The organism is Escherichia sp. KCJ4928 (assembly GCF_004352695.1).
GTDB lineage: Bacteria > Pseudomonadota > Gammaproteobacteria > Enterobacterales > Enterobacteriaceae > ECMA0423.
Genome location: NZ_SJWV01000040.1, coordinates 21468 through 28510, shown reverse-complemented (window position 1 = coordinate 28510; position 7043 = coordinate 21468). Strand labels below are relative to the sequence as shown.

Here is a 7043-nt window from a genome sequence, read left to right as displayed (position 1 = left end):
TACTGAGACAGAAGTTCACGAACTTCCATTTCAACCAGTTCCAGCAGCTCTTCGTCATCAACCATGTCGCATTTGTTCAGGAACACGATGATGTACGGAACGCCTACCTGACGACCCAGCAGGATGTGCTCACGAGTCTGCGGCATCGGGCCGTCAGTCGCAGCAACTACCAGGATCGCGCCGTCCATCTGAGCAGCACCGGTGATCATGTTTTTAACATAGTCGGCGTGCCCCGGGCAGTCTACGTGTGCGTAGTGACGGGTCGGGGTGTCATATTCAACGTGAGAAGTGTTGATGGTGATACCACGAGCTTTTTCTTCCGGCGCGTTATCGATCTGGTCGAATGCACGAGCAGCACCGCCGTAGGTTTTAGCCAGTACGGTGGTGATTGCAGCGGTCAGAGTAGTTTTACCGTGGTCAACGTGGCCGATAGTACCAACGTTAACGTGCGGTTTTGTACGTTCAAATTTTTCTTTAGACACGGCTATATTCCTTACTATAGTGCTCTCCCCTTCAGGAGAGAGCACGGGACTTTGGTATTAACCCTTAGGCTTATTTACCACGGGCTTCAATTACGGCCTGAGCAACGTTACTCGGCGCTTCATCATACTTCAGGAATTCCATAGTGTATGATGCACGACCTTTGGTCAGAGAACGCAGCTGAGTTGCGTATCCGAACATTTCAGACAGCGGTACTTCAGCGTGGATCTTAACGCCAGTAACTTCAGATTCCTGACCTTTGAGCATACCACGACGACGGCTCAAGTCACCGATAACGTCACCGGTGTTCTCTTCCGGAGTTTCTACTTCAACCTTCATGATCGGCTCAAGCAGAACTGGTTTCGCTTTCTTAAAGCCTTCTTTAAAGGCGATAGAAGCAGCCAGTTTAAACGCCAGTTCAGAGGAGTCAACGTCATGGTAAGAACCGAAGTGCAGACGAATACCCATGTCTACTACCGGGTAGCCTGCCAGCGGACCTGCTTTCAGCTGTTCCTGGATACCTTTATCAACGGCCGGGATGTATTCGCCAGGGATTACACCACCTTTAATGTCGTTGATGAACTCGTAGCCTTTCGGGTTTGAACCCGGCTCCAGCGGGTACATGTCGATAACAACATGACCATACTGACCACGACCACCAGACTGTTTCGCGTGTTTACCTTCAACATCGGTAACTTTCTGGCGGATAGTTTCACGGTAAGCAACCTGCGGTTTACCTACGTTCGCTTCAACGTTGAATTCACGCTTCATACGGTCAACGATGATGTCGAGGTGCAGTTCGCCCATACCCGCGATAATGGTCTGGTTAGATTCTTCGTCAGTCCATACACGGAAAGACGGGTCTTCTTTAGCCAGACGGCCCAGAGCCAGACCCATTTTTTCCTGGTCAGCTTTGGTTTTCGGTTCAACTGCGATGGAGATTACCGGCTCAGGGAATTCCATACGTTCCAGAATGATCGGCGCATCCGGGTCACACAGGGTGTCACCAGTGGTTACGTCTTTCAGACCGATAGCAGCAGCGATGTCGCCCGCGCGAACTTCTTTGATCTCTTCACGTTTGTTAGCGTGCATCTGAACGATACGACCGAAACGCTCACGTGCAGCTTTCACGGAGTTCAGTACGGTATCACCAGAGTTAACCACACCGGAGTAAACACGGAAGAAGGTCAGGTTACCGACAAACGGGTCGGTAGCGATTTTGAACGCCAGTGCAGAGAACGGCTCATCATCACTTGCGTGACGCTCAGCCGGAGTGTCTTTACCGTCGTCCAGGATACCGTTGATCGCAGGTACGTCAACCGGGGATGGCAGGTAATCAATTACCGCATCCAGCATCGCCTGAACACCTTTGTTCTTGAACGCAGAACCACAGGTTACCAGGATGATTTCGTTGTTCAGAACGCGCTGACGCAGAGCACCTTTGATTTCTGCTTCAGTCAGTTCTTCACCACCCAGGTATTTTTCCATCAGCTCTTCAGAAGCTTCAGCTGCGGATTCGATCAGGTTCTGGTGCCATTCGTTAGCCAGTTCAACCATGTCTGCCGGGATATCTTCGTATTCGAAGGTTACGCCCTGGTCAGCGTCGTTCCAGTTGATAGCTTTCATTTTCACCAGGTCAACAACACCGGTGAAATGTTCTTCAGCACCAATCGCCAGCTGCAGCGGAACCGGGTTCGCGCCCAGACGGGTTTTGATCTGGTTAACAACTTTCAGGAAGTTCGCACCCATGCGGTCCATTTTGTTAACGAACGCAATGCGCGGAACTTTATATTTGTTTGCCTGACGCCATACGGTTTCAGACTGCGGCTGAACACCACCAACTGCGCAGTAAACCATTACCGCACCATCGAGAACACGCATGGAACGTTCTACTTCGATTGTGAAGTCAACGTGCCCCGGGGTGTCGATGATGTTGATGCGATGCGGCTCATACTGCTTAGCCATACCAGACCAGAATGCAGTAGTCGCAGCGGAAGTGATGGTAATACCACGTTCCTGCTCCTGCTCCATCCAGTCCATGGTTGCAGCGCCGTCATGAACTTCACCGATTTTATGGTTTACACCGGTGTAGAACAGAATACGTTCGGTAGTAGTGGTTTTACCGGCGTCGATGTGCGCACTGATACCGATATTACGGTAGCGTGCGATGGGTGTTGTACGAGCCATTTGTTTCCTCGTTTATCTTTTAGGCGTTCAATTTAAGTAGCCCAAAGCGGGCTGCTTACTGGAAGCGCCCGCCTGGTGACTAAAACTCCGAAGGGATTACCAACGGTAGTGTGCGAACGCCTTGTTGGCTTCGGCCATACGGTGAACGTCTTCACGTTTCTTAACTGCAGTACCTTTGTTTTCTGCAGCATCAGAAAGTTCGTTCGCCAGGCGCAGAGCCATGGATTTATCACCGCGTTTACGAGCAGCTTCAACGATCCAACGCATTGCCAGAGCATTACGACGAACCGGACGGACTTCAACTGGTACCTGATAAGTAGAACCACCAACGCGGCGAGACTTAACTTCTACAGTCGGGCGCACGTTTTCGAGAGCTACTTCGAATGCTTCCAGTTCAGATTTACCAGAGCGCTGAGCCAGGGTCTCCAGCGCGCTGTATACGATAGATTCAGCAGTAGATTTTTTACCATCTACCATCAGGATATTTACAAATTTAGCCAGCAGTTCTGATCCGAACTTCGGATCCGGCAGAATTTTACGCTGACCAATGACGCGACGACGTGGCATGGAAATACTCCGTTGTTAATTCAGGATTGTCCAAAACTCTACGAGTTTAGTTTGACATTTAAGTTAAAACGTTTGGCCTTACTTAACGGAGAACCATTAAGCCTTAGGACGCTTCACGCCATACTTGGAACGAGCCTGCTTACGGTCTTTAACGCCGGAGCAGTCAAGCGCACCACGTACGGTGTGGTAACGAACACCCGGGAGGTCTTTAACACGACCGCCACGGATCAGGATCACGGAGTGCTCCTGCAGGTTGTGACCTTCACCACCGATGTAGGAAGTCACTTCGAAACCGTTAGTCAGACGAACACGGCATACTTTACGCAGCGCGGAGTTCGGTTTTTTAGGAGTGGTAGTATATACACGAGTACATACGCCACGTTTTTGCGGGCATGCTTCCAGCGCAGGCACGTTGCTTTTCGCAACTTTGCGAGCACGTGGTTTGCGTACCAGCTGGTTAACTGTTGCCATTAAATAGCTCCTGGTTTTAGCTTTTGCTTCGTAAACACGTAATAAAACGTCCTCACACAATATGAGGACGCCGAATTTTAGGGCGATGCCGAAAAGGTGTCAAGAAATATACAACGATCCCGCCATCACCAGGCCATCTGGCTGGAGTGCTTAACCGTAAGTCTGACGAAATCAGTATAGTCAATGGGAATGATGTCGTTCGAAATTTGACCAGTCAAACCGCGGGCAATAAGGTCTTCGTTCAGGGCATAGACCTTAATGGGGGCATTACGCAGACTTTCAAGGTAGCGGTTACCGTCAACTGCGGCAGTTACGCCATCTTGCAATAATAGCAGTTCGTCTCCTTCACTGAGCAGACGCAGCAGCGCAGCAAAATCCGTCAGCCAGGGTGAACGATGTAACGTGTGCAGCATAAACGCCTCAAAACCTCAAAATAACATCGTAGTTGGCGAGTTCGCGGCGTAAGGCATCTGCTTCGAGCGGCGTGGCTTCGACAACAAAGGGTGTCTGCGGATCTAACCCGCGTTCGCGCAGTGAAGCCGCACAAACCCAGCACTGTTCAATGTCGTACAGACCCAACAATTTAAAAGTGGCAATGTAATCACGCGCCAGCACTGCATCGGGCTTTTGTCCTGACAGCAGCTGAAAAACGCCATCAGCAATAAAGAAGACGGTCAGATCGTCAGTTAATGCGGAAGTTGCCAGTAAAGCATCTAAACCTTCCCGACCAGCAGCTGTACCATGAGGTGCAGTAGAAAAAACAAACGCAATTCGTTTCATCAGAACTGTACCACCCTGTCACAGGTCAGCGAGGCTTCCGCCAGCGCGCCAAGTCCGCTTAAGGTAAATCCCGGCTGAAGGTTTGACGAAGCCAGCCCCAGCCTTCCTGCTTCAGTTTCATCGACGATACCGCGGCGTAACGCTGCCGCTACGCAGATATTCAGCGCCACACCATGTTGCGCATTCAACTGTTGCCAGCCGCGCACAAGGTCAAATTCGTCACTTGCCGGTGAGGTCAATTGGTTAGCGTTATAGACCCCTTCCCGATAGAAAAAGACGCTGCTTAACTCATGGCCTTCTACTATCAGCGCCTGCGCAAACTGAAAAGCACTACTCGCCTGTTGCGTACCGTATGCTGGCCCGGTCACCACGATGGCAAAACGCATTACTTATCTTGCCCCTGGAAATCACCGCTTTTGAACTGGCGGATGTAGAGATAGACAGTGTGTTTGGAGATGTTCAGGCGGTCAGCAACCTGGTTGATCGCGTCTTTAATATCGAAGATCCCTTTCTCGTAGAGATTCAGCACGATCTGACGATTTTTGGCGTTATTAGAAACATTGCGATCGGCATTCACTTCTTCGATGGTGAACTCCAGCGTTTGGGTAACCAGATCTTCAACAGAAGAGGCAAAGTTGACGCTTGAACCGACATCCGGGGTTTCTGGCGGCACAAAAGTGCTCATAATCTGCGAGAAGGGAACATCAAGATTCATATTGATGCACAGCAGACCAATTACACGCTGTTCGCGGTTACGAATCGCGATAGTCAGGGACTTCATTAATACGCCGCTTTTGGCGCGAGTAAAGTAGCATTTAGAAACGCTGCTATCCGCTCCCGTCATATCGTGCAGCATACGTAGCGCCAGGTCAGTAATTGGCGAACCAATCTTCCGGCCTGTATGTTCACCGTTAGCAATGCGAATGGCTGAACATTTTAGATCCTGCAAAGAGTGCAAAACGATTTCACAGTGGGAGCCAATAAGCATCGCTAACCCGTCCACCACCGCTTCGTAGGATTTCAGAATATCAAAATCGGTCTGGTCGAAAGGACGTTGATCCAGTAAATCCAACTCACTGGTTTCGTTGGTTAAAAGCGACCTGGACATGAAAAAAAACACTCCTTTTCAGGAGCCTGTCGTTAACTTTTCAGGGCAGGCTCATTAATGATGCGGGTAACTAAATTAATACAGCGGAGGTTCCGCTTTCCAGCACTAATTATATCCGGCCTGTAATAAAAAAACCGCCGCCTGGTCAGGCGGCGGTTCTTAATGCTTATTTTTTAGCAGAATCTGCGGCTTTCGCATCAGCTTCCGGCTTTGCATCAGCCTTCGGCGCTGGTTTCACGTCCAACAGCTCTACGTCAAACACCAGGGTAGAATTCGGTGGGATCCCCGGAACACCCGCTTTGCCGTAAGCCAGTTCTGGTGGAATAACCAGTTTGATCTTACCGCCTTTCTTGATGTTCTTCAGACCTTCTGTCCAACCCGGGATAACACCGTCCAGACGGAAAGAGAGCGGTTCACCACGAGTGTAAGAGTTGTCGAACTCTTTACCGTCGATCAGAGTACCTTTGTAGTTCACGACAACAGTATCGCTGTCTTTCGGTGCTTCGCCTTTACCGGCTTCTACTACCTGATAAACCAGACCAGTTGAAGAGGTTTTCACACCTTTCTCTTTGGCAAATTTCTCGCGGTACTCTTTACCTTTTGCTTCGTTATCAGCCGCGTCTTTTTCCATCTTCGCCTGAGCAGAAGACTTCACGCGAGCTTCGAATGCTTGCAGAGTCTGTTCGATCTCTTGGTCGGAGAGTTTGCTCTTATCAGCAAATGCATCCTGAACACCAGCGATCAGCTGATCTTTATCCAGTTTGATGCCCAGTTTTTCTTGTTCTTTTAGAGAGTTTTCCATGTAACGACCCAGCGAGGCACCCAGTGCATAAGCTGACTTCTGATCGTCATTTTTGAACGCTGCTTTGCTGTCAGCAGTTGTAGCAGGTTTTGCAGCTTCAGCAGCAAAAGTGATTGGTGCATGCAGGGCAACGGCCATTGTGGTCGCCAGCAGCGTTACTTTAAACAGTGATTTCATCCATATCTCCAGGATCGGGGCATCTCACCCCAGGGTTAACTATTATCAGAAGGGTACTATAAAGCGTTGTCGAACAAATCTACATACAGACACGCCCTATTATCATCTATTTTCAGACTCTTTTTGTTTAAATTAGTTTCGATGACCGCGAAATGAGTGCTGTCTCGGGCAGCAAAGTTAAGTAGAATCCGCGGCAACCATTCGACAAAAGAGGTGAATCATGCAGGATTTATCATTGGAAGCACGCCTGGCAGAGCTGGAGAGCCGACTGGCTTTTCAGGAAATCACCATTGAAGAACTGAACGTCACGGTGACCGCTCATGAAATGGAGATGGCGAAACTGCGCGATCATCTGCGTCTGCTGACTGAGAAGTTAAAAGCCAGCCAGCCGTCGAACATCGCGTCGCAGGCTGAAGAAACGCCACCGCCGCATTATTGAGGCGAAAAAAAAGCGGGGAATCCCCGCTTTTT

General features: G+C 49.8%; 10 protein-coding genes. 1 reads left to right on the top strand and 9 read right to left on the bottom strand.

Translation table 11 applies throughout. From position 1 onward, the window contains the following. The 9 genes from E0D98_RS08730 to fkpA all read right to left on the bottom strand — a co-directional run. Positions 1 to 482 (bottom strand): GTP-binding protein (locus tag E0D98_RS08730; protein WP_000031730.1); only part of this gene is annotated, 482 nt, incomplete at its 3' end. Positions 483 to 552: 70 nt separating this feature from the next. Further along, positions 553 to 2667 carry an elongation factor G gene (gene fusA, locus E0D98_RS08725; RefSeq protein WP_000124700.1) on the bottom strand — a complete coding sequence of 705 codons (2115 nt, stop codon included), beginning with the start codon at positions 2665 to 2667 and terminating at the stop codon, positions 553 to 555. 96 nt (positions 2668 to 2763) lie between these two features. Continuing rightward, complete coding sequence (gene rpsG / locus E0D98_RS08720) at positions 2764 to 3234, bottom strand: 30S ribosomal protein S7 (RefSeq protein WP_001138043.1); 471 nt, start codon at positions 3232 to 3234, stop codon at positions 2764 to 2766. Positions 3235 to 3330: 96 nt separating this feature from the next. Next, the gene (gene rpsL, locus E0D98_RS08715) at positions 3331 to 3705 is read right to left on the bottom strand and encodes a 30S ribosomal protein S12 (protein ID WP_000246815.1); all 375 of its coding nucleotides are present in this window, start codon (positions 3703 to 3705) and stop codon (positions 3331 to 3333) included. Positions 3706 to 3830: 125 nt separating this feature from the next. Continuing rightward, the gene (tusB, locus tag E0D98_RS08710; RefSeq protein ID WP_000903377.1) at positions 3831 to 4118 is read right to left on the bottom strand and encodes a sulfurtransferase complex subunit TusB; all 288 of its coding nucleotides are present in this window, start codon (positions 4116 to 4118) and stop codon (positions 3831 to 3833) included. Positions 4119 to 4125: 7 nt separating this feature from the next. After that, on the bottom strand, positions 4126 to 4485 hold the full coding sequence (gene tusC, locus E0D98_RS08705) for a sulfurtransferase complex subunit TusC (RefSeq protein WP_000820724.1): 360 nt from the start codon (positions 4483 to 4485) through the stop codon (positions 4126 to 4128). Next, on the bottom strand, positions 4485 to 4871 hold the full coding sequence (tusD, locus tag E0D98_RS08700; RefSeq protein ID WP_001209710.1) for a sulfurtransferase complex subunit TusD: 387 nt from the start codon (positions 4869 to 4871) through the stop codon (positions 4485 to 4487). The genes tusC and tusD overlap by 1 nt, the downstream gene beginning before the upstream one ends. Then, on the bottom strand, positions 4871 to 5593 hold the full coding sequence (locus tag E0D98_RS08695) for a transcriptional regulator (protein ID WP_000091466.1): 723 nt from the start codon (positions 5591 to 5593) through the stop codon (positions 4871 to 4873). The genes tusD and E0D98_RS08695 overlap by 1 nt, the downstream gene beginning before the upstream one ends. Before the next feature lie 166 nt (positions 5594 to 5759). Further along, positions 5760 to 6572, bottom strand: a complete 813-nt coding sequence (gene fkpA, locus E0D98_RS08690; RefSeq protein WP_000838261.1) for an FKBP-type peptidyl-prolyl cis-trans isomerase — start codon at positions 6570 to 6572, stop codon at positions 5760 to 5762. 220 nt (positions 6573 to 6792) lie between these two features. Between fkpA and E0D98_RS08685 the strand changes: the two genes are divergently transcribed. Then, positions 6793 to 7011, top strand: a complete 219-nt coding sequence (locus E0D98_RS08685; RefSeq protein WP_001153615.1) for a protein SlyX — start codon at positions 6793 to 6795, stop codon at positions 7009 to 7011. Positions 7012 to 7043 lie beyond the last annotated feature (32 nt).

Bases quoted from the DNA above. Each gene is read 5' to 3' on its own strand.
- fusA (WP_000124700.1), bottom strand. From the start codon at position 2,667: ATGGCTCGTACAACACCCATCGCACGCTACCGTAATATCGGTATCAGT.
- rpsG (WP_001138043.1), bottom strand. From the start codon at position 3,234: ATGCCACGTCGTCGCGTCATTGGTCAGCGTAAAATTCTGCCGGATCCG.
- rpsL (WP_000246815.1), bottom strand. From the start codon at position 3,705: ATGGCAACAGTTAACCAGCTGGTACGCAAACCACGTGCTCGCAAAGTT.
- tusB (WP_000903377.1), bottom strand. From the start codon at position 4,118: ATGCTGCACACGTTACATCGTTCACCCTGGCTGACGGATTTTGCTGCG.
- tusC (WP_000820724.1), bottom strand. From the start codon at position 4,485: ATGAAACGAATTGCGTTTGTTTTTTCTACTGCACCTCATGGTACAGCT.
- tusD (WP_001209710.1), bottom strand. From the start codon at position 4,871: ATGCGTTTTGCCATCGTGGTGACCGGGCCAGCATACGGTACGCAACAG.
- E0D98_RS08695 (WP_000091466.1), bottom strand. From the start codon at position 5,593: ATGTCCAGGTCGCTTTTAACCAACGAAACCAGTGAGTTGGATTTACTG.
- fkpA (WP_000838261.1), bottom strand. From the start codon at position 6,572: ATGAAATCACTGTTTAAAGTAACGCTGCTGGCGACCACAATGGCCGTT.
- E0D98_RS08685 (WP_001153615.1), top strand. From the start codon at position 6,793: ATGCAGGATTTATCATTGGAAGCACGCCTGGCAGAGCTGGAGAGCCGA.